Origin of the sequence: Cohnella sp. (assembly GCF_041641335.1) — a bacterium.
Lineage (GTDB): Bacteria > Bacillota > Bacilli > Paenibacillales > Paenibacillaceae > Cohnella.
The window spans coordinates 1-20,833 of sequence record NZ_JBEPYQ010000075.1; the positions used below are offsets into that span (position 1 = coordinate 1).

The following is a 20,833-nucleotide window of genomic DNA, read 5'->3' on the forward strand; positions in this document are numbered from 1 at the left end:
GATTTTTTGGCTTACTGCGAAGAGAGTGGTATGGAAAAATATGAGATCCAATCACAATATTGGATTATGGTTGATCCCTGTGTTGTCATGTGAGGTTTGATGCATGGATAGTGCAAAAAAGTGCCTCCGCGCTACCCAAGACGCGCGGCTAAGGCCAAAAAAGTGCCTCCGCGCTACACAAGCCGCGCGGCTAAGGCCAAAAAAGTGCCTCGACGCTACACAAGCCGCGCGGCTAAGGCCAAAAAAGTGCCTCGGCGCTACCCAAGCCGCGCGGCTAAGGCCAAAAAAGTGCCTCCGCGCTACCCAAGACGCGCGGCTAAGGCCAAAAAAGTGCCTCCGCGCTACCCAAGACGCGCGGCTAAGGCCAAGAAAGTGCCTCGACGCTACACAAGCCGCGGTGGGGCGACAAGAAATCTGTGCAACTACTAGAAATCGAGCGGCCGAAGCTCATCCCTGCCGCCCAAATACGGCCGCAGCGCCTGAGGGACGTAGACCGAGCCGTCCTCCCTCTGATGGTTCTCCAGCAGCGGGATCAAGATGCGCGGCGTCGCGATGGCCGTGTTGTTCAGCGTATGACAGTAGCGCAGCTTGCCGGCTCCGTCCCGATAGCGGATGTTCGCCCTCCGCGCCTGGAAGTCGAGCAGGTTCGAGGCCGAATGCGTCTCGCCGTAAGCTTGGCGGCTCGGCATCCACGTCTCGATGTCGTACTGCTTGTGCGTCTTCTGCGACATGTCGCCGATGCAGACGGCCACGATCCGGTAAGGCAGCTCCAGGAGCTGCAAAATGCGCTCGGCGTTGTCCGTAATTTCTTGCAGCAGCCGCTCCGACAGCTCGGGGTCGTTCTCGCAGACGACGACCTGCTCGACCTTCGAGAACTGGTGCACGCGGTACAGCCCATGCACGTCGCGCCCCGACGAACCGATCTCCCTGCGGAAGCAAGCCGTCGCCGCCGCCAGCCGGATCGGACCGTCCAGCTCGACGATCTCGCCCGCGAGGTACGACACCAGGCTCACTTCCGAAGTGCCGACCAAATATCGGTCTTCTTCGGCGATCGCGAACACCTGGTCTTCTCCCGTCGGGAAAAATCCGGTGTTCAGCAGCGCTTCGCCGCGCACCATCATCGGAACGTCCAGCGGCGTGAAGCCCCGGCTTTCCAATACGTCCATCGCCAGCTGCTGAACCGCCCGGTGCAGATGCCAGCCCGCTCCCTTCAGCACGTACTGGCGCGCGCCTCCGATCTTCACCCCGCGCGGCAAGTCGACGATGCCCAGCTTCTCTCCAAGCTCCACGTGGCTGAGGGGCTCAAATTCAAAGCTCGGGAGCTCCCCGACCCGCTTAACCTCCACGTTGTCCGCATCCGACTTTCCCTCCGGCGTATCCGCCGATACGGGATTGGGGACAAGCTGCATCAGCTTCCGGCAGCTTGCCTCGACTTCGGCCAGCTCGGCTTCCAGCACGCCCAATTCGTCGTTTGTCGCCTGAGCTTCCTTTCTTGCCGGCTCCGCTTCCTCCGCCGCTCCTTGCTTCAGAAGCCTGCCGACCAGCTCCGACAACCGGTTGCGCTCCCCGCGCAGCCTCTCGACCTCGCGAAGCAGTTCTCTTCTCCGATCGTCCCTTTCGATCAGCTCCGCCACCGACAAGGCGATGCCTTTACCGTCGGCCGTCCGCTGCAGCCGTTCGCCGTTCTCTCTTATATACGCCATATCCAACATTCGTTCGTCCCCCTCTATCCGCATCTCCTGCGGAAATCGTTCATAAAATCGGCAAGCGCCTTGCAGGCTTCCTCCGGCACCGCGTTGTAGGCGGAAGCGCGCAGCCCGCCCACGCTGCGGTGGCCGGCCAGACCGATAAAGCCTTCCCGCTCCGCTTCCAGCACGAACTGCTTCTCCAACGCTTCGTCCGGCATTCGCCATGTCGCGTTCATCGCCGAACGGTAAGGCTTCTCCACGATTCCCCGGTAAAAACCGTCCCCCGCGTCGATCGCTTCGTAGAGGTGCCCTATTTTCCGCTCGTTCCGCTTCTCTAGTTCCGGGATGCCGCCTTGGCGCGCGGTCCACTCCAGCGTCAGCTTCATCATGTAAATGGCGTGGACTGGAGGCGTGTTATAGAGCGAACCGTGCTCGGCGTAGGTGCGATACTGGAAAATCGCCGGAATGTTCGCGTTGCCCGCCTTCAGCAGTTCGTCCTTGACGATGACGGCCGTCACGCCGGCGGGGCCGAGATTCTTCTGCGCGGCCGCGTAGATCAGCGAGAATTTCGTCCAATTCAGCCTGCGGCTCAAAATGTCGCTCGTCATGTCCCCGATGAGCGGGATCTCCCCGGTATCGGGGAAGTCGCGGAACTGCGATCCCTCGATCGTATTGTTCGTCGTCATGTGAACGTAGGCGGTGTCGGGAGCGATCTCCACCTGCCGCAAGTCCGGGAGCCTCCTCCAGCCCTCGGCCTTGCCGCTCGCCAACACTTCCGACTGACCGACCGCTTTCGCCTCTTTATAGGCCTTCTCCGCGAAGCTGCCGGATACGAGGTAGCGCGCGGTTGTCCCCGGCAGAAGGAAGTTCATCGGAACAAGCGCGAACTGGGCGCTCGCTCCTCCTCCCATGAACAGCACCCGATATCCCGTCGGCAGTCCGATCAGCTCCAGCAGCAGCCTCTCCGTCTCCTCGACGATCCGTTCCACCGTCTTGCTTCGATGCGACATTTCCAGCAGCGACAGGCCCTGGTCTCCATATTCGACGAACGCTTCCTTCGCCCGCTCCAGCACTTCCAGCGGCAGCGCCGCCGGTCCCGGATTGAAATTCCAGCTTCTCTTCATGCTCCTCAACCTTCCCTTAGTTGGATGGATACGACAAAAGACGCCCCTCGTCCGAATTGGGACGAGGAGCGTCTGCTCGCGGTGCCACCCAACTTGACCGGAACGCGGCGCGTTCCGATCCTCTTGGTTCCGCGATAACGGGCGGGGCCGGTAAGCTTAGGATACGGCGCGGGCGACCGGGCCGTTCTTGACGAAAACGCCTCCGAGTTGGATGCTCTTCACAGGCATGATCCGAATGTTCAATTGTTGATTATACTAACGCCTTCGCCGCCGTCTGTCAACAACCGGTCGTCAAAAAGGGAAAAACAGCGGAAGCACCGCGACCATGACGACCCCCATCAGGATCTGGAGCGGCAGCCCGACCTTGATATAGTGCGAGAACCGGTAGCGGCCGGCCGACATGACTAGCGCGTTCGGCGGCGTGGAGAACGGCGAGGCGAAGCACATGCTCGCTGCGACCGATACGGCGAACAGGAACGGATACGGGCTGACGCCCAGCTGCAGAGCGGCCGCCAGCGCGATGGGCGCAAGCAGGATCGCGCTGGCCGTGTTACTGATGAACATCGTCAGCAGCGACGTCGTGAAGTAGACTCCCGCCAGCAGGAGAAGCGGTCCGTAGCCGCCCAGCAAGCCGACCATTCCGTCGGACAGCAGCGCAGCCGCCCCCGTCTTCTCGATCGCGATCGACATCGGGATCATGCCGCCGATCAGCACGACGCTCTCCCAGTTGATCGTCTTGTAGGCGTCCTCCATGCTGCGCACGCAGCGGAACGCGACCATCAGCACCGCCGCGATCATGACCGACGCCACGGCCGGAATCAACTCCGAGATGAGCAGCAGCACCATCAGCCCCATAATGCCGGCGGCGATCGGCGCCTTGTTGTCCATCGTCACCTTGCGCGCTTCCTCGATCGGCTGGCCGACGACCACGACGTCCGGCTCGGTGGCCAGCCGGGCGATGTCTCGCCACGCGCCCTGCACGAGCATCGCGTCGCCGAAGCGCATCTTCTCTTCCTTCAGGTTGTGCAGAAGGTATTGATCCTTGCGCTGGATGCCGAGAATGTTGACGCGGTATTTCTCGCGGAAGCCGGATTCCTTGATCAGCCGGTTAATGAGCCGCGAGGTCGGCGTGAGCATCACCTCGGCGATGCCGACGTCTTCCGTGGCGTACTGCTCGGAGCCGATCTTCTGCTTGTTCTCGGGGACGCGGCGGTCCATCATCTTCAGGCCTCCCTCGAGCGCGAACGCTTGAACGCTCTCGAAAGGGCCGTGAACGTACAAAATATCTTCCTCCTCAACCACCGTATTCGAGCCGGCGATTTCCTGGTTGATCGTCTTGAAAAACTGGTTTTTGGCCGAAATTTTGCGCCGGATCTCGATAATGTTCAAGGCGTGCTTGGCGGAGATATCGAGCTCGTGCAGACGCTTGCCGCACACCGGCGAGCCGGCCCCGACCTGAACGCGGTACAGGTTCTGCCGAAGCTGATACTGCCGGGCGAGATCTTGCAGCGAGCGCCCTTGGCGGCCGTCGTTCGCATCCCGGTCGTTCTTCGGCAGGAACCTGCGAAGGAAGAGCAGCGCCGCGACGCCTACGACGATGCAGACAAGGCCGATCGGCGTAAAGGTGAAAAAGGAGACGGCCGTATATCCCGCCGCGTGAAGCGTCTCCCGGATGACCAGATTGGGAGGCGTTCCGATCAGCGTCAGCATGCCGCCGAGGCTGCTGGCGAAAGCGAGCGGCATCAGCAGTCTCCCCGGATTCGTTCCCGCGCTCATCGCCAGGCTGACGACGATCGGCATCATGACGGCGATCGTTCCCGTGTTGCTGACGAACGCGCCGATCGCCGAAGTGACGACCATGATCATGACGAGCAGCCGGGTTTCGTTCGTGCCGGCCAGTTGGAGCATTTTGCTGCTGACCATTTTCGCCAGCCCGGTCTGGAAGATGCCTCCTCCGACGACGAACAGGCCGACCATCATAATGACAACGGAGTTGGAAAATCCGGACAGCGCCTCCGCGGGCGTCAGAATGTCGCACAGCATTAACAGAATAAGCGCTCCGACCGCTACCAGGTCGGAACGCACTTTGCCGGATATGAAGAGGACAGAAGCAAGAGTCAGTACAGAAAGAGTAACAATCATCGGTCCGTTCACGGTCTGGCTCCGTTCGATGGATTGACCGGACGGTCCCGTCGGACAATCCCGCCTTGTCCCATTTAAGCATGGCCGCTCCGCGGACGTCAACTTCCAGGCGGCTGCCGCCGTTAGATCGACCGCGGACGTTGAATCAAGCGGCGGTTCAGCTTCTCCGTGCAGAGCAGCATAATCGCGGCAAACATCACGAGAAAGAAAGGCAAGATCCCGATCGTGGAATAAGACGCAATCGCCCCCAGAAGGGGAGGCACGAAGGTGCTGCCCGTGTAGGCCGCCGCCATCTGGTAGCCCATGATAGATTGGGAATGCTTATTTCCGAACCGCGCAGGCGTCTCGTGCAGCATGCAAGGGAAGATCGGAGCAAGCCCTAATCCGATGACCATGAATCCCGCCAGAGAGAAACCGGGCGGCAAGGGAAGCGCAAGCAGCACTGTGCCGATCAGAGCCGTGAGCTGTCCGCAGCGGATCAGCGAACGGTTGCTCACCCCGAAGGTAATGAACCCCGTCAGCATGCGTCCGACCGTAATGCCGACGAAAAACAGCGACACCCACTCCGCCGCCGTCGATGCGGGCAGCTTTTTCATGCCGACAAGGAAGCTGCTTCCCCATAATCCCACGCTGGTCTCTATGCCGCAATAAAACAAGAAAGTGATCATGGAGATTTTAACCCCCTTGATCTGCCACGGCTTCGAAGGCCCGGATTCGGCGGACTCCGACGCTTGCTCCTCGGATTCGCGGCGGTCGTCCGGACGGTTATCGCCGCTTCTGCGGGCGACCTTATCCCATAGAGGAAGGGAGAATAACAGAATCAGCACCAGCAAGCCCTGAACGGCGGCAACCGTGAGATAGCCTTGTCTCCATAGGGCTTCACCGGATATATAAAAAGCCATGATCATCGGACTCAGCGTGGCGCCCACTCCCCAGAAGCAGTGCAGCCAGCTCATATGATGAGCCTTGTAATGCAAGGCGACGTAATTGTTCAGCCCCGCGTCTACGGAACCTCCGCCCAAGCCTAGCGGAATCGCGAATACGATCAGCCAAAGCAACGAAGGCGACCAAGCGAACCCTAGCAAAGCTCCCGCCGTCAGAATGCAGCTTGCAAGCGTGACTAGTCCCACGCCATAGCGCCGGATAATGGCTCCGCTGGCCAAGCTGGACACGATCGTGCAGCCCGCGATCACCATCGAGATCGCCCCGGCGGTGCCGATAGACGCACCCAGTTCCATCCTCATGACGGGCCATGCCGACCCGAGCAGGGAGTCCGGCAAGCCCAGGCTGATGAATGCCAAATAAATAATCAGAATAAAAAAAGTGGCCATAAGTCGTGCTTGCTCCTTCGTCGTCTTTATCCATCCGTTTGCGAGAGCAGCAAGCCCAGGCCGAGACTCTGCAGACCGGCCAAGTAATCTCCCCGCAATTCGCTTGCCGCCAGTTTCGGCAGATGCTCCCTCGGAACGTAAGCGGCGGCTCGCTCCAGAATCGGCTCCAGCATGGCCTCGCCGATCTCGCCCTTATTGAAAACGAAATAATGGGGATTCAGGATCGAGGCCGTCGAAGCGATCAATCGTCCGATCGCCTCCGTGCGGGCGGACTCTCCCTCCTTAAGGGCTTCCGCGAAATTGCCCCGATCGCGAACCGGGACGAACGCCACTTCCCCCGAGAAAAACGACTTGCCCCGCACGACTTCGCCGTTCACGACGATTCCGGCCCCCGGCCCGTTCTGTCCCAAATACAAATAAACGACGGTACTTCTGTCTTCCAGCTTCGCCCGCGCGATATAGCCGAGCACGGCGGCGTTCATATCGTTCTCCACTACGGCCGGAAGCCCCGTCCGCTGTTGCACGAAGCTCTTCAGGTCGAAGTTCCGGTACTTCTCGTAAGACGGGATAAGGAAGATGGTCCCGTCGTTCACCGCGCCCGGAACGCCGAGCGATACGGACCGCAGCTTGGGATGGGCCTGCTTGATCCTCCCGATCAGATCGGTCAAGCGGGAAGCGTCCTCGTCGAGAATGCTGTCCTCGTAGCCTTGCTCGATCGCCTCCCCCAAGCAATTAAAGAGGAGATAACGAGTCTCGTCCTTCTCCAGAAAGATGGCCAACCCGTGCACGTAATCGGGATCGTAGCGGTATCTCCTGGCTCTTCTGCCTCCGCTGGACTCGTCGTATCCGACCGAGATCGCTTCTCCGCGGATTTCCATGTCGTCCAGAAACTTGCCCGCTGTAGGAAAGCTGATCTGCAGGCTGCGGCTCAATTCCGCCTTCGTGGCGCTGCCCCGCTCCAGCAGCACCGTGCGAATGCCGCGCATAATGGCCGGGTTCGCCGGCTGCGACGTTAATCGTCCATCGGTCACGAGCTGTCCCCCCGTTCACCATTACTTATTAAAGTTGTTTAATAAGTTTGATCCGATCATAGCAGGAATGCCTTCGGCTGACAAGAGCGGCATTACGAACAGAGCGACAGAATGAACCGGAGCGATCGGCAGGATACATTTGACAATCAAATAATTAGTACTGTATAGTACTATTATGACTACAACCAACAGAAAAAGACCTTCCAATCGCGATGTCGTCATTCGCGTCGCTACCGCCCTCTTCCTGGAGAAAGGTTATCAAATCACCAGCATGGACGAGATCGTAGCGGCGAGCAAGGTGTCCAAAACGAATATTTATTATCATTTCAAGAGCAAGGAGGAGCTTCTCTCCGCTATCGTCGAAGGGATTGTCGCCCATTACGACCGGCTTATCGGCGAGACCGTCGGTCAAACGCAGCTGTCCGCAACGGAGAGAATCGAGCGGTTCGCCGCGCTGCTTACGGACAATCAGACGGATAGCCTTGGCGGCTGTCCTTTCCTGACGCTGTACGTGCAAACTTCGCGCGAGCAGGAATGGGTTAGAGAGGAGATCGGCCGGTTCTTCCGGAAGCAGATCGGCGCGGTTGAGCATCTGCTCCGGGAAGGCGTCGCCAGAGAAGAGTTCAATTCGCGCCTGCCCGTCCCCCAGACGGCCGCGTTGATCGTATCCGCGATCGAAGGCGCCTTATTCCTGCAGCATACCCGGCAAGACTCCACCCTCTTGTCCGATACGCTTCATACTTTAGCGAACCTGCTGAAGTAATTTTTTTACACCTAATTAGCACTTATTAGTACTAAAAAAACTACGACTGACCAATTAACGCATCAGGGCACACATGGTCTTCCCAAGGCGAATTCCCTAACGGTCTGGCAGGCCGTTAGGCGAGTGAATCGGAGTGGATGACTGCCTCTAACGGTCTGGTAGACCGTTATGCGAACGACTCGGAGCGGATGACTGCCTCTAACGGTCTGGTAGACCGTTATGCGAGTGAATCGGAGTGGATGACTGTCTCTAACGGTCTGGTAGACCGTTATGCGAGTGAATCGGAGCGGATGACTGCCTCTAACGGTCTGGTAGACCGTTATGCGAGTGAATCGGAGTGGATGACTGTCTCTAACGGTCTGGTAGACCGTTATGCGAGTGAATCGGAGTGGATGACTGTCTCTAACGGTCTGGTAGACCGTTTTACGTGAGCAACTTCGACGGGCAAGTCATGACGAAAAAACAATTGGTATTTTCGTACATTCTTTACTCCGAGAGACTCCAGTAATTTGCTGTAAGTCAATTGGTCGTAGAAAAAAAATAAAGGAGGAACCCCTAAGTGAGTTCCATATTCGTAACAGGCGGAAGCGGCTTTATCGGACGGCATGTATTGACGGAATTGGCGAATGGAGGACATCGGCTCTATGTGCTGGTCCGGTCCGAGGAGAAGTTGAGGGAAACGTTAAAAGAAATGGGATGGAAGGACTTCTCTTCCCTCGTCCCCATACGGGGCGATCTGACGCAGCCTTCTCTCGGAATCGGCTCCGCCGATCTGAGGCTATTGACGGACGTCGAGGTGATGATTCATGCCGGCGGGCCAATGGACATTCTGCTGTCCGAAGGCGAAGCGAGGCGAGTGTTCCTGAACTCCGCTCGCGAGATCGCGGATCTGGCGCGCCGCTCGAATCGATTGCAGCATTTTATCCACGTTGTCGGGTTCAAATCTCCTTATTCGGAGCAGGACGACGGCGTCGGCCCGCAGGCAGATCACGGTCACAAAGCGCCTCCGTACGAGAAAATGAAATTCGAGTCCGATCTCTTCCTGCGCCGGACGATGAAGCAATCGGGAATTCCCCTGTCGGTCGTCAATCCGAGCGTCGTCATCGGCGATTCCCGCAGCGGGATGACCGAACAGACCGGAGGCTTCGGCCTTCTGGTGAACGCCGTGCGCAGAAAGATGATGGGTCTTGCCCCCGGAGGGAACGATTATTGGCTACCTCTCGTGCACGTGGATCACGTTGCGGCGTTCATTGGCGCCTTGACGAAGGAGGAACGGCCCGTGAACGGCACTTATTTTCTGCTGGATAACAAGAAGGAAAGTCCCGGCATGAAGGAGCTTATCGGCGCGATCGCCCGGGAAGTTCGCGTGAGCGGTCCCATCGGCAAGGCGCCCTACGGGCTGATCAAAGGCCTGCTGAATCTCGGGGCGGGCAAGCTGCTCGGCCTCCCTAAGGAGTCCATGGATTTTATCGTTCGAACGGAGTTTCCGACCGCTTCCAAGCGCGCCGTAGAAGCCAGACACGGCTTGAACCTGTCGGTGTCCGGCCCCACGTTGCCTCTTGTCGTGGCGGATCTGGATTATCGGCTTAACCATGGAACGCTGCGTTTGCCGCCGCCATTCCGACAGCATGCGCGGGCCGGACTGGCCACGATAGAAAGCGAAGGGCGCGGAACTCCGATCGTCATTCTTCATGGCGCTTTCAGCGCCTCCTACAATCTGCTTCCGATGGCGCAGCGTCTGGCCGAGTCCGGCCATCCCGTCTGTCTGGCGGATCTCCCGGGGTTCGGCCGCTCCCCCTACCACCATCGGGGCGTCGGCATGGAAGGATTCGAACAAGCGATCCTCGCCTTGATCCGCAGCTTCGATTCGCCCGTGCGGATCGTGGGCCATTCGTTCGGAGGATACCTTGCCGCGAGAATGCTGGAGGCCGTCCCGGAGCGCATTGCCGGAGCCGCCCTGCTCCAGCCCGTGCTGGAACCCGTAAGCCCGGCTTACCGTCATCCTTTCGCGATCAAGACCTTAGCGAGAACGCTGAGCGAGAACTCGATCAGGAATCGTCTGATTCGTTCCAAGAGCTTCCGCGAAGCCGATGAAATTCCGGAGACGTATCCTTCGTTTATTCTGGAAGAAATGAAATCACCGCGCACGAGAACGACGACGGCGGAGGTCATGTCCCTGTTCTCCCGGCTGAGCGCCTTCCGTCTCGATCCGGGCAGTTGGAACCCCGACCAAGTGTCTATCGCATGGGGGCAGGCCGATGTCCGGCCCGACGTTCCCGAAGCTTACTCGCATTTGGACGTGACGCGTTTGCCTTATGCCCACCAGTTCCCGCTCTCCCATCCCGGGATTGCGGCGGATTGGATTCTCGAGAGGTTATAAGAAACGCGCGAACGGGGCTGTCCCCCTCCAGCGGTCTCTCGACACCGCTGGAGGGGACAGCCCCGTCCTTATTATGAAATCGCTAATCCCTTATGCGGGTTCCGCTTCGGCATTCCGGCTTAGGATACGACGGGCTTCACGTTCATCAAGTCGTTCAGAGCCTCTTTGATCGTTGAGGAAGGGATCGCGAAGCCGATGCCCTGCGCCTCGGAGTTAACCGCCGTGTTCATCCCGACAACCTCGCCTCGCTCGTTCAGAAGCGGTCCGCCCGAATTGCCCGAGTTGATTGAGGCGTCGGTCTGCAGCAGATTCCGGTACGTATGGTCGCCTTGCTCGTCCGCTATCGTTATCTCTCGTCCTTTGGCGCTGAGAACGCCAAGCGTCATCGTATGATCGAGGCCGTACGGATTGCCGATGGCGATCACCCAATCCCCGATGCTCGTCTGGTCGACATTGCCCAGTTCCAAGGCGGGGAACGCTTGGCCGTCCGGGCTCTCCACCTTCAACACGGCGAGGTCGAGCTCGTCATTCGAGCCTACGAGCTTGGCCGTCAGCGGCTCGTCGTAGCCTTCCACCGTCACCTTGAGCTCATCCGCGTCCGCGATGACATGCTCGTTGGTCAGAATATAGCCGTCCGTCGAGAAGAAGAACCCCGTTCCCGATCCGGCCAATACCGGCTCGCTTGCCTGTCTTTGCCGGCCGCCTCCCCTGCCTCCGAAGGGACTTCTCATGGAATAGGTCGGAACCGCGTAATTCTCGATCTTGACTACCGCCGGGCTCGAGGTTTCGAATATCGTCGCGAGATCTCCCTTCGCCTTCACCGACGCCGCCGTGATTCCCGCTGCGGACTCTGCAGCGCTGCCCGAGTCTCCGGCCGCCGGGGCTTGCCCGCCGAACAGATTGCCGCGGTCCGCCGCGTATCCGAATCCTCCGACGAGCATGGCCCCGACCAAGAATGAAGTCAAATAAGCCGCGAAAGAAGTGCCGTTCCTGCGCTTGCCCTGGCCGCCTCCCGGAGAAGGTTGCGGCCGATACGCCGCCATTTCCTTCTCATAAGATGCCAGCAGCGGAGATTGATATGCCGTCATCGGCTCGCGCCCGTCGTTCGTTGCCTGCGTATCCGTCAAGTTGCGTTCGTTCATCTTCTACCATCCTCCCGTTGCCTTGATGCTTCTATCATGGAGGATGGAGCTTAAACGGAACTTAAACGGAATTAAAAGATAGATGAAGTCGATACAACGAATCGCTACAGCTTGAACTTGGCTACGGCCGCTTCCAGGCGAACGCTTCGCTCTCTCAGCATCTCGGTCGTATCGGCGATTAGCTTGGCCGCTTCCAGCTGATGGGCGGACATTCGCTCAATCGACTCCGTGCTTTCCGCCGTTCTCGCGGAAATGTGCGAAATCTGCTCCACCGACGCGGCGACTTCCTCGGAGCTGGCCAACACTTCCTCGATGACCGCGGATACTTCCTGGATTTGCCCGTTCACGTGTCCGAACCGCTCCATCGTGCGGCCGAACAGCGTCTCCGCCCGATCGGACAGCTCGGAGCCCAGCCTCATCCCTTCGTTGCCGAGCTGCATTCTCTCGCCGATCTGCCCGGACTCCTGCTTGATCTGATACAGCAGCGAAGTGATCCGACCGACGGATACGGCGGATGCTTCCGCCAGCTTGCGCACCTCTCCGGCCACGACCGCGAATCCTGCTCCATGCTCGCCCGCGCGCGCGGCTTCGATGGAAGCGTTAAGCGCGAGAAGCTTCGTCTGATCGGCGATGTCCGTAATCGATCGCAGCACGGGCTCGATCTCGTTCATATGCGAATTGAGAACTTGAACGGATTGGGACGTCTGCATGGCTACGCCGGCCATGGCCAGCACTTGCTCTCTTAAGCTGCGGATGGAACCGGCGCCCTCTTCCGCGGAATCCAAAGCCTCGCCGGACGCTCCGGTCACGCTGCCCGACGCGTCGGAAGCCCTCTGGATGGCGATCGTGATATCCTCCATCGACCTGGCGCTCTGCTCCGCGCCGATACGCTGGTTGCTCGCCCCCTCCGCCAGCTGAGCCGCCGCTTGCTCAAGCTCGACGTTCAACGCGACCATCCGCTCCGCTTCGGAGCCGAATCTTTCGGTCGAATGCACCAGGTCCCGGGCCGTGAGCGCGATATCCTTCATCACTTCCCCGAGCGTAACCCCGAGCCTCTCGATCATCTTCATCATGGCGGAATAAGCCTGGCCGATCTCGTCGTTCGAGCTCGACCGGCCTGCGCCCAGATGCGCCTTCGCTTCCGCGAGGTCTCCCCGGGCCATCGCTTCGGCGCCGCGAACGATCGTGCCCAGAGGGCGCAGCGCGCGGGAGAGGAACAGCACGATCAAGCCGAAGAAAGCGATCGTAAGGACGCCCATCAGAACGAACAGCCCCGCGCTCTTCCCGATGACATCCTTGTAGATCGTCTGCGACACGCTGACGTCCGTATCGATTCCTATCGCGCCGATGATCTCGCCGTTCCCGCTGCGAAGAGGCGCGTAGGAAGAGATGTAGTTGCCGTATTCCGGGTTGCGAATAATGCCCGACTTGGCCGAACGGCCGCTTAAGATCGCTTCGATCGCTTGCTCCGGCATATCCGTCACTTCCCCGATCGGGGAAGCCGCATCCGAATCTCTCGGCTGGCCGTCGATCAGCAGCAGCGGCTGCTTGTTCTCGTCTATTTGCACCGTGTACACGTACAGGGCTCCGATCTGCGCGCGGTACCGGTTCATTTCTTCGCGTATGCTCCAATATAGATCGCTTTCTTGAACGTCCTGCAGGAAGCTTTCGTAAGCTCCCAGGTCGAACTGCCCCGCATAAGCCTCCGCGGTATGTATGCTGAAGTTGCCGATCGCCTCTTCGCTCACCTTCTTCGTGTTCGCGATTTGCATGTAGACGAGCGAACCGGACAGCAGAATCAAAATGGCCAGAATAAACGCCGATAGCTTCGATACGAGACGACTCCTGAATCTGATCATGGTGTCCATACCTCTCTGACTTTAGTCGGGGAATTAAAGAAATCCTTAGTACTTTCGACATGATTCCTGGTTTTTCCTTCCTAAAGCAGTCTTCGGAGTCTCGACCACAACGGTGAACAACTGGCTTCGCGATAAGCGCATCGTATACTCCGGAGCGGATGAAAAGCCGTCGTTCAAGCAATCTCGCATACCGCGTTAAAAACCTGGTTCAGACGCTGATTGTCTTCGAGTCAAAGTATAAGGGTAAATATGAGGATGCAGTAGCTCGCCTAGGAGACCCGCAATCGTCCGACGATTGGACATGGACACGAGATGCGGATGAGTGGCGTTATGTCATGAGGGAGATTGCAGGTGAGCGGTAGAGGCCGCAGCAATCTTGACGTTATCGGGAGAGAGCTTGGCCATGGAATTCTGGGGGATACGAATAATCGATAAATATGAAGTCGAGCTGTTAGAGCAGGAAGCCCGGCGCATTTGACCGGGCGTCCCCCTTTTGGATCCACTCCGACTCAGACGGGGCGTCTGGCCACATGGAGAGACAGCACGATCAGCGCCAGCGCGATCACGGGATGCATGGCGCCAGCGGCCGGCAGATTGGCGGTCATATACTGGATAAAAATCAACCCGAACAGCGTCAGACTTAACCAGCGCGTCCTTATGGGAAGACCGCCGGCAAAGGAAAACACGATCATGAGCAGCGGAATAAATTCGAATAGATGTACGAAAACGACATGAGTTTTCCAATGCGACGAGTCTTGAAACAAGGCCATTCCCGCGATAAAGGTTTGCGCGACGATGCAGGCGACCAGCGCCCATGCCAGAACGCGAAATACGGTTCGGGCGACTCTCCCCTTGGCGTTCGATTTCACTTCTTCCATCCTTATCCCCCTCCGCGGCTTTTGCTGCGCGTCCATCCATTTACGACCACAAGAGCGACGATTGCGCAGACGATTGGCAGCAAGATCGGAAGGTACTTGATCCCGACCGTCCGATCGAATAGCAGCTTCCCGGCAATTCCGATCAGTTCGGCTAATATGAACCCTCCGACGCATCCGCCCACGATTGCAAACAGCAAAATTCCGGCTTTATTTTTCATGATACAGCCTCCGTTCTCTTAACCAGATTGGTCCTAACGCCATACTAGCAGCACAATGTTGCGGACTTGTGACGAAGCGTTACGGGTTTCGTGAAATTTCCCCGATGCTTCGCGGCAGCCTATATAATGTAGGGAACAAGACCGAGGAGGATACGGATTATGACGCGAACGCTGCTGCTGGTCGACGACGAGGATCAAGTCATTGCCTTCATGAGAACCTTCCTGCTGCAGGAGGGTTATCGCATCGTCACCGCATCGAGCGGGCTGGAAGCGCTGCGCAAAGCCCGCGAAGCCAGCCCGTCGTTGGCCGTGCTGGACTGGATGCTGCCGGGAATGAGCGGAATCGAGGTATGCCGGGAGCTGCGAAAAATAGGACGGATGGGCATCATCATGGTGACGGCGCGTGCGGAAGAGAGCGATAAAATCATCGGCCTGGAGGTCGGAGCCGACGATTATCTCACGAAACCCTTCTCCCTGCGGGAACTGGCCGCGAGGATTCGCGCCGTGCTGCGACGCATGGAAGGGAACGATCCGCTGACGGCGACGATGGAACGGGGCGAGCTGTCGCTATCGGAAGCGCAATGCCGGGTGTGGAAACGCGGAGAGGAGCTGACTCTGACTCCGACGGAATTCAAGCTGCTGCTGACGCTGGCCGCCAAGCCCGGCATCGTGTACAGCAGGCTTCAGCTTCTTCAGGCCGCGCTCGAGGACGATATTCTGAACGACGAACGAACAGTCGACGCGCACGTCAGCCGCATTCGCAAAAAAGTCGAGGACGACCCTGCCAATCCGCGATACATCCAGACCGTCTACGGCTTCGGCTATCGTTTCGGTATCGGCCAATGACGGTTACGCGGAAGATTTTTCTCTCGATCGCTTCGTTCGTAACCGTTGTCGCCCTTCTTTTCGTGCTGGTCACGCATTTTGTCATTAAGGAATCGTTCGAGGCAATGGTGGAAAAAACGCGAGGGGAAACGCTGGGCGCGCTGTCGGAGCAGTTCATCGGCTATTACGTCGCAAACGGGAATTCCTGGAACGGCGTGCAGTGGATTAAGCTGGACGAGGCGGTGCTGGCGGATAAACGTGAGGTCGGCATTTCGTTGCTGGCCGGCGATCGGACGAAGTTGTATTCGCTGGGCGCCACGCCCCCGAAAGCGATGAAAAATCTGGGGATTAAACGGTTGCTGCGGACGGACGACGGGACGATCGCTTACTTGCATTATTTCGACTCCGAAATCGCGGACATGTCCAGGCTGCGAGTCGGCATCCCGGTGTCCGTCACTTTCCTGCTCTCGGCCGCGACCGTCCTAATCGTTCTATTCTCTTTGCTGGCCGCTTATTGGATCGCGAAAAGAATAACGTCCCCGCTGAGAAAGCTGATCCCGGCCATCGACCGCTTGAGGCAGGGCGAGCTGGGAGTTCAAGCCCCCGTCGTCTCGAAGGACGAATACGGCCAAGTCGCCGACGCCTTTAATGCGATGTCCGCTCAACTGCGGAAAAACGAGGAGCTGCGCCGTAATCTCGTCGCCGACGCGGCCCACGAGCTAAGAACGCCGCTGACGATCGTCCGGGGCAAGCTGGATTTAATCCAGCAGACGGGAGACGCCGTCGAACCGGAAAGTCTGCTGCCGCTTCAGGACGAACTGATCCGCCTGTCCCGTCTCGTGGAAGACCTGCACCTGCTCTCGCTAGCGGAGGCCCGCAAGCTGCCGCTGGAGCTAAAGCCGACGAACATGGCCGAGCTGGCGCACAGAGTCGTTCGGCATCTGGAATCGGATGCGGCTCGCAAGAACGTTCGCCTGACGCTGAACGTCGAAGCGGACGAACGGCCGATCCGGGTCGATCCGAATCGGATGACCCAGGTGCTGCTCAACCTGACGGTTAACGCCATCCGCTACACGCCCGAGGGCGGGAGCGTTATGGTGAACGTGCAGGAAGAGCCGTCTCATGGCGGGAGCGGCTCGGCGCTGACGATTGCGATTGCGGATACCGGCGTAGGCATCGCCCCGGAACAGCTTGGGCACATTTTCAACCGGTTCTACCGGACGGACGAAGCCCGCGCGCGGAACAGCGGCGGGATGGGCCTCGGTCTGGCGATCGCCAAGGAGCTGACGCTCGCTCACGGAGGTACGCTCGAGGCGGAGAGCCGCCCGGGAGTCGGCACAACCTTCGTGCTGAAACTGCCACGCTGACGGATGCTGCGGGTCTGCGCGTACGCGTTCAGCGGCGCCCTTTGGCCTGATTGGGGCTCGTATTCGACAACGTGGCGAGCATTCTTTCTCCCCGGACCATCTCGGATTGACACTCAGGACATACGGGAACAACGGAAAACGTGAAATTATCTCTCATCCATCGCTTGCAGTCCTCCCCGGAGCAGTACCAGATGGCGGTCATTTCTTCCGGCAACTCTTCGAACGGTTTCTTCCGAGAATAATACACGTGCATTCCCTCTTTCTGTTATGAGGTGGTTACAACGAATAATGATGCCCCAAACTGCGGATTCTGAGCATGACCCCTGCATTTGAATGAAAAAAATAAAAAACCACATAGCGTACAAGGCTATTGCATAAAAGAATAACCCTATACGTTATGTGAATTGACGACACGTCTATAGTTCCATTATAGCTCATTCGGCTTGAAATAGCGAACGGCAACCGCCCATTTGCGGGATTGTTGTCAGAGACGCTCTCCTCCGACCATCATCCCGAGCACCTTCGCCACGCTGTCGGAAATCAAATAGTCGGCCACGCCGTCCATCGGGGTCGCGCTTTTGTTGATCAGGACGAATTTGTCGCCTTCGTACAGTCTGACCAGCCCGGCTGCCGGTTGAACGGTCAGCGACGTGCCCGCGACGATCAGAACGTCCGCCTGCTTGATATACATCGCCGCTCGCTGCAGCAGATCCATGTCCAGACTTTCCTGATACAGCACGACGTCCGGCTTGACGACGCCTCCGCAGCGGGAACAGCGGGGATATTCTCCGTTCGACTCCAGCACCTGCTGGAGCGAGTAGGCCTCCCGGCAATCCATGCAGAAGCTCCGATGTACCGAGCCGTGCAGTTCGAGCACGTTGCGGCTGCCGGCCTTCTGATGGAGCCCGTCGATGTTCTGGGTAATGACCGCGGCGAGACGCCCCTGCCGCTCCATCTCGGCAAGCGCGTAATGGGCGGCGTTGGGCATGGCGTCGGGATACAGCATTTTGCTTCTGTAGAAGGCATAGAAATCGGCCGTGCGAGCCAGGAAGAAATCATGGCTCAATATCTCTTCCGGAGCGATCCTTCCTCCGCCCGCCGCTTGATACAACCCGTCGGCCGACCGGAAGTCCGGGATGCCGCTTTCCGTCGAAGTGCCCGCCCCGCCGAAGAACACGATGTTCCGGCTCTCGGCCACGACTCTCTTCAATCGTTCGAACTCCATCTCGTTCCCTCCGCATCGCTCGTCTTATGCAAATCCCATTTTACGCGACTTGTCCTCCGTCATCCACTCCTTGCTTCGATCCTTGGCGTAGTCCGACTTCATGCCGACGATCAGCCGCTCAAGATCGACTTCGTTCTCGTAATGCATCTGCAGCGCCGCCGAGGCGTACAGCTCGCTGAGCTGGGCAAGCGTGAATCCGTCCGTTCGGCGGGCCGCCCGTTCAAGCTCTTCCCCGCTCGCGACTCGGCGCAGACCGATATGGGCCAAGTAGGCTCGACGCATTTCCTCGTCCGGAGACTTCACCTCGTACGCCCGGTCGAAGCGACCGGCCCGATTCATCAGCGCCGGATCGATCTTCTCCGGATAGTTCGTCGTGCCGATGAGGTAGATGCCCTCCTTCGACGTCGCTCCATCCAAGGTGTTGAGGAAATAGGAGCGGCAGGAGTCGGGCATCGAGTCGATGTCTTCGATAACGAGCACCATCGGCGCCATCTGCGACGCGGTATCGAACACTTCCTTGATCGAGCCGCTGCTCGTATACTCGGTAATCTGCCAGTAGGCGACTGGAGCGCTCGTCGTAGACGAGATCGACTTCACCAACGTCGTCTTGCCGTTGCCCGGCTTGCCGTACAGCAGAATTCCCCGTTTGTAGGGAAGTCCGTAGGTTTGGAAAAAAGCGCGATCCTTGGAGAAAAACTCGTCGATCGAACGGTAAACCTGCGTCTTCAGCTCCCCTTCCATGAACACCTCTTCCCGGCCGACTGCGTACCCGACCGCTTTGCGCTCCTGCTCCAGACCGTCGCGAGTGTCGGTGAACACGATGATCTTCGGGTCGGCAAGCCTGCGTGCCCGCAATTCCTCCAGAAAGCGAACCAGCCCCTCGTCCGAACGGCAGAAAATCAGATCCTCGTAACCGAGACCGTGCTGGGATACTCTCGGAATTCTGGCCAGCGCGACAAGCTGCTCGCGGTACACGAACAGGTTGTTGCGCACGGCGGGCCGGATCGCATAGCCCGCTCGCTGGGGCTCGGAATCGGCGGCATACTCGAACACCTCCGTCTCGACCAGATCGAACAGGCTCGCCGCATGCTCCACTCCGGCATAGCCGTCGCGCAAGTCCTCCTCCAGTCCGTTCCACACTTCGTTGCCGTCGTCCTGGTAGTAGAGGCGGAAGCCTTCGCCATACCGTTCGCTCAGAAAATCGACGATCTCCTGAACGACGGCGATATAGTTGAAATAGCGTTCTGCATTCAGCGCTTCGCCGGCCCCGGTCGACTTGACCAGAAAAGGAGGCTTAGCGGCAGTATTGGCGGTTATTATCGTCATGTTCGGAATCACACTCCTTTTACGGCCGCCAGAGGACGGCATTTGGCCACTACGGTGGCCAGCCGCGCCTGGACGACGCTGTCGATGATCTGATCTACGTCTTTGTAAGCCTGTGGCGATTCGTCCACGAGCGCTTCGAGAGCGCGGTGGTTCAGCACGACCTCGTCGTCGTGGCCGACCCGCAGGGAGGAAGCGAACTCGTCTACCGTGACGAGCTGCTTGGTCGCGTTGCGCGATCGAATACGGCCCGCTCCGTGACAGATGGAGTAGTAGTTGCGCGAGCCTTCCGGGGCTCCGACCATCAGATAGGAGGCCGTTCCCATCGAGCCGGGTATGAGCGCGGGATGGCCCGTCTCGCGATAGGGCTCGGGATTGCCGGCGTGTCCGGCCGGCAGCGCGCGCGTCGTGCCTTTGCGGTGAACGAGCATCGCCTCGTCCCCGTGGCTCTCTTCGCAGGCGTAGTTGTGCATCAGGTCGTAGAGCGTGCTCATCTCCGCCCGGGATCCGAACGTTTCCTTGAACGCGTCGCGAACGGCGAACGCCATCAGATGCCGGTTCGCGACCGCGAAGTTCAGCGCCGAATACATCAAATTCGCATACGCCTGGCCCGCCTCGCTGTCCAGCGGCGCGTAGGCCAGCTTCGGATCGGCCGTGCCGAGCCCGAGCCGGCTCATCGTCTTCGCCACCTGCGAGCCGCAATGCTGGTTAACGGCGCCGCCCCAAGACCTGGAGCCGGAATGGATCATGACCGCGACCTGACCGTCCCGAAGCCCCCACCGCTCCGCGATGGCCCGATTATCCTCCGGAATGCTCAACGCCTGAATTTCGATAAAATGATTGCCGTTGCCCAGCGTGCCGAGCTGGCGATGAGCCCTGTGCCATACCGGCATCGGAATGCGGTCCAGCTCGCTCTCGTCGAACCGGAATCGGCTGCACTCAACGTGGGTCAGGGAAGTCGCTTTCCTCGGGGTATACGCGTCCGGCACGTATTTGCCCGGCAGACCGTGAAGCCCTTTGCGCAGCACGTCCTCCAGACGAACGTCGGAGAAGTGCCCTCTCGCATGATTTTCCACCGGGATCCGCTTCTCGATCGCTTTGACCAGCTTCCGACGGAGCTTGACGTCTCGCAAGTCCTCCGCCTGCAAATTCGTCAGATGCACGCGCATCCCGCAGCCGATATCGCTGCCGACGATGGAGGGGGAGACGAAGCCGTCCTCCACGCCCCACACCGCCGTCGTGCCGATGCTGGTGCCGACTCCGACATGGGCATCGGGCGTGTAGCTCATATAGCGGATATTCGGGATTTGCAGGTTATTGTTCGCCATCTCGAGCACCTTGGCCCCCATGGCATAAAACAAATCGTCGTGCGCGAATACGTGGAGATCCCCGGCAGGGAGATCGATTCGCCGATAATAAAGATCGTTAAAGTTTTGTTCCATAAAGTATAATAACCCTCTCTTAATTGCAATTTAGTCGAAAAGAAAACGCAAAAAAACCGCAAGCCCAATCGCTTACGGTCTTCTGCGCGCAGTGA

At 58.9% G+C, this 20,833-nt stretch carries 18 protein-coding genes; 5 read left to right on the plus strand and 13 right to left on the minus strand.

What is annotated here, in order from left to right; genetic code table 11:
• Window positions 1–425: 425 nt before the first annotated feature.
• The 5 genes from serS to ACESLM_RS21795 all read right to left on the minus strand — a co-directional run bounded on the left by serS (window position 426) and on the right by ACESLM_RS21795 (window position 7,316).
• The gene (gene serS / locus ACESLM_RS21775; protein WP_372634241.1) at window positions 426–1,712 is read right to left on the minus strand and encodes a serine--tRNA ligase; all 1,287 of its coding nucleotides are present in this window, start codon (window positions 1,710–1,712) and stop codon (window positions 426–428) included.
• Between the two features lie 14 nt (window positions 1,713–1,726).
• Window positions 1,727–2,812: a 3-phosphoserine/phosphohydroxythreonine transaminase gene (gene serC / locus ACESLM_RS21780; RefSeq protein ID WP_372634244.1), complete on the minus strand. Its 1,086-nt coding sequence runs from the start codon at window positions 2,810–2,812 to the stop codon at window positions 1,727–1,729.
• A 291-nt stretch (window positions 2,813–3,103) separates the two neighbouring features.
• A complete protein-coding gene (locus ACESLM_RS21785; RefSeq protein WP_372634247.1) occupies window positions 3,104–4,966 on the minus strand; it encodes an SLC13 family permease in 1,863 nt (620 codons plus the stop codon).
• Between the two features lie 110 nt (window positions 4,967–5,076).
• Window positions 5,077–6,285, minus strand: coding sequence for an MFS transporter (locus ACESLM_RS21790; protein WP_372634249.1), 1,209 nt, complete (start codon window positions 6,283–6,285; stop codon window positions 5,077–5,079).
• Window positions 6,286–6,311: 26 nt separating this feature from the next.
• Complete coding sequence (locus ACESLM_RS21795; RefSeq protein ID WP_372634252.1) at window positions 6,312–7,316, minus strand: ROK family protein; 1,005 nt, start codon at window positions 7,314–7,316, stop codon at window positions 6,312–6,314.
• 175 nt (window positions 7,317–7,491) lie between these two features.
• Here ACESLM_RS21795 and ACESLM_RS21800 point away from each other — a divergent pair, with 175 nt between their 5' ends.
• From ACESLM_RS21800 to ACESLM_RS21810, 3 genes are all read left to right on the plus strand, one after another.
• Window positions 7,492–8,079, plus strand: coding sequence for a TetR/AcrR family transcriptional regulator (locus tag ACESLM_RS21800; RefSeq protein ID WP_372634255.1), 588 nt, complete (start codon window positions 7,492–7,494; stop codon window positions 8,077–8,079).
• Window positions 8,080–8,216: 137 nt separating this feature from the next.
• The gene (locus tag ACESLM_RS21805; RefSeq protein ID WP_372634258.1) at window positions 8,217–8,510 is read left to right on the plus strand and encodes a hypothetical protein; all 294 of its coding nucleotides are present in this window, start codon (window positions 8,217–8,219) and stop codon (window positions 8,508–8,510) included.
• Between the two features lie 128 nt (window positions 8,511–8,638).
• A complete protein-coding gene (locus ACESLM_RS21810; protein WP_372634261.1) occupies window positions 8,639–10,459 on the plus strand; it encodes an alpha/beta fold hydrolase in 1,821 nt (606 codons plus the stop codon).
• A gap of 119 nt (window positions 10,460–10,578) precedes the next feature.
• Here the strand turns inward: ACESLM_RS21810 and ACESLM_RS21815 are convergent, their stop codons facing one another.
• The 4 genes from ACESLM_RS21815 to ACESLM_RS21830 all read right to left on the minus strand — a co-directional run bounded on the left by ACESLM_RS21815 (window position 10,579) and on the right by ACESLM_RS21830 (window position 14,556).
• Window positions 10,579–11,601 (minus strand): S1C family serine protease, encoded by a 1,023-nt coding sequence (locus ACESLM_RS21815; RefSeq protein WP_372634264.1) that lies wholly within the window; start codon window positions 11,599–11,601, stop codon window positions 10,579–10,581.
• Window positions 11,602–11,705: 104 nt separating this feature from the next.
• Complete coding sequence (locus ACESLM_RS21820) at window positions 11,706–13,460, minus strand: methyl-accepting chemotaxis protein (RefSeq protein ID WP_372634267.1); 1,755 nt, start codon at window positions 13,458–13,460, stop codon at window positions 11,706–11,708.
• Between the two features lie 509 nt (window positions 13,461–13,969).
• Complete coding sequence (locus tag ACESLM_RS21825) at window positions 13,970–14,338, minus strand: DUF6220 domain-containing protein (RefSeq protein WP_372634270.1); 369 nt, start codon at window positions 14,336–14,338, stop codon at window positions 13,970–13,972.
• A 2-nt stretch (window positions 14,339–14,340) separates the two neighbouring features.
• Window positions 14,341–14,556, minus strand: a complete 216-nt coding sequence (locus ACESLM_RS21830) for a DUF5957 family protein (RefSeq protein ID WP_372634272.1) — start codon at window positions 14,554–14,556, stop codon at window positions 14,341–14,343.
• Window positions 14,557–14,715: 159 nt separating this feature from the next.
• Between ACESLM_RS21830 and ACESLM_RS21835 the strand changes: the two genes are divergently transcribed.
• Window positions 14,716–15,402 carry a response regulator gene (locus ACESLM_RS21835; protein WP_372634275.1) on the plus strand — a complete coding sequence of 229 codons (687 nt, stop codon included), beginning with the start codon at window positions 14,716–14,718 and terminating at the stop codon, window positions 15,400–15,402.
• Entirely contained in the window at window positions 15,399–16,748 is a 1,350-nt protein-coding gene (locus ACESLM_RS21840) for a sensor histidine kinase (protein ID WP_372634277.1), read from the plus strand. Before ACESLM_RS21835 ends, ACESLM_RS21840 begins: the two co-directional genes overlap by 4 nt.
• A gap of 28 nt (window positions 16,749–16,776) precedes the next feature.
• Here ACESLM_RS21840 and ACESLM_RS21845 read toward each other — a convergent pair whose 3' ends face one another.
• The 4 genes from ACESLM_RS21845 to ACESLM_RS21860 all read right to left on the minus strand — a co-directional run bounded on the left by ACESLM_RS21845 (window position 16,777) and on the right by ACESLM_RS21860 (window position 20,738).
• Window positions 16,777–17,001, minus strand: coding sequence for a cold-shock protein (locus ACESLM_RS21845; protein WP_372634280.1), 225 nt, complete (start codon window positions 16,999–17,001; stop codon window positions 16,777–16,779).
• Window positions 17,002–17,232: 231 nt separating this feature from the next.
• Window positions 17,233–17,973 carry an NAD-dependent protein deacylase gene (locus tag ACESLM_RS21850; protein WP_372634282.1) on the minus strand — a complete coding sequence of 247 codons (741 nt, stop codon included), beginning with the start codon at window positions 17,971–17,973 and terminating at the stop codon, window positions 17,233–17,235.
• 24 nt (window positions 17,974–17,997) lie between these two features.
• Complete coding sequence (locus ACESLM_RS21855; protein WP_372634285.1) at window positions 17,998–19,299, minus strand: AAA family ATPase; 1,302 nt, start codon at window positions 19,297–19,299, stop codon at window positions 17,998–18,000.
• Between the two features lie 8 nt (window positions 19,300–19,307).
• Window positions 19,308–20,738: an RtcB family protein gene (locus ACESLM_RS21860; protein WP_372634288.1), complete on the minus strand. Its 1,431-nt coding sequence runs from the start codon at window positions 20,736–20,738 to the stop codon at window positions 19,308–19,310.
• Between the last annotated feature and the right edge of the window lie 95 nt (window positions 20,739–20,833).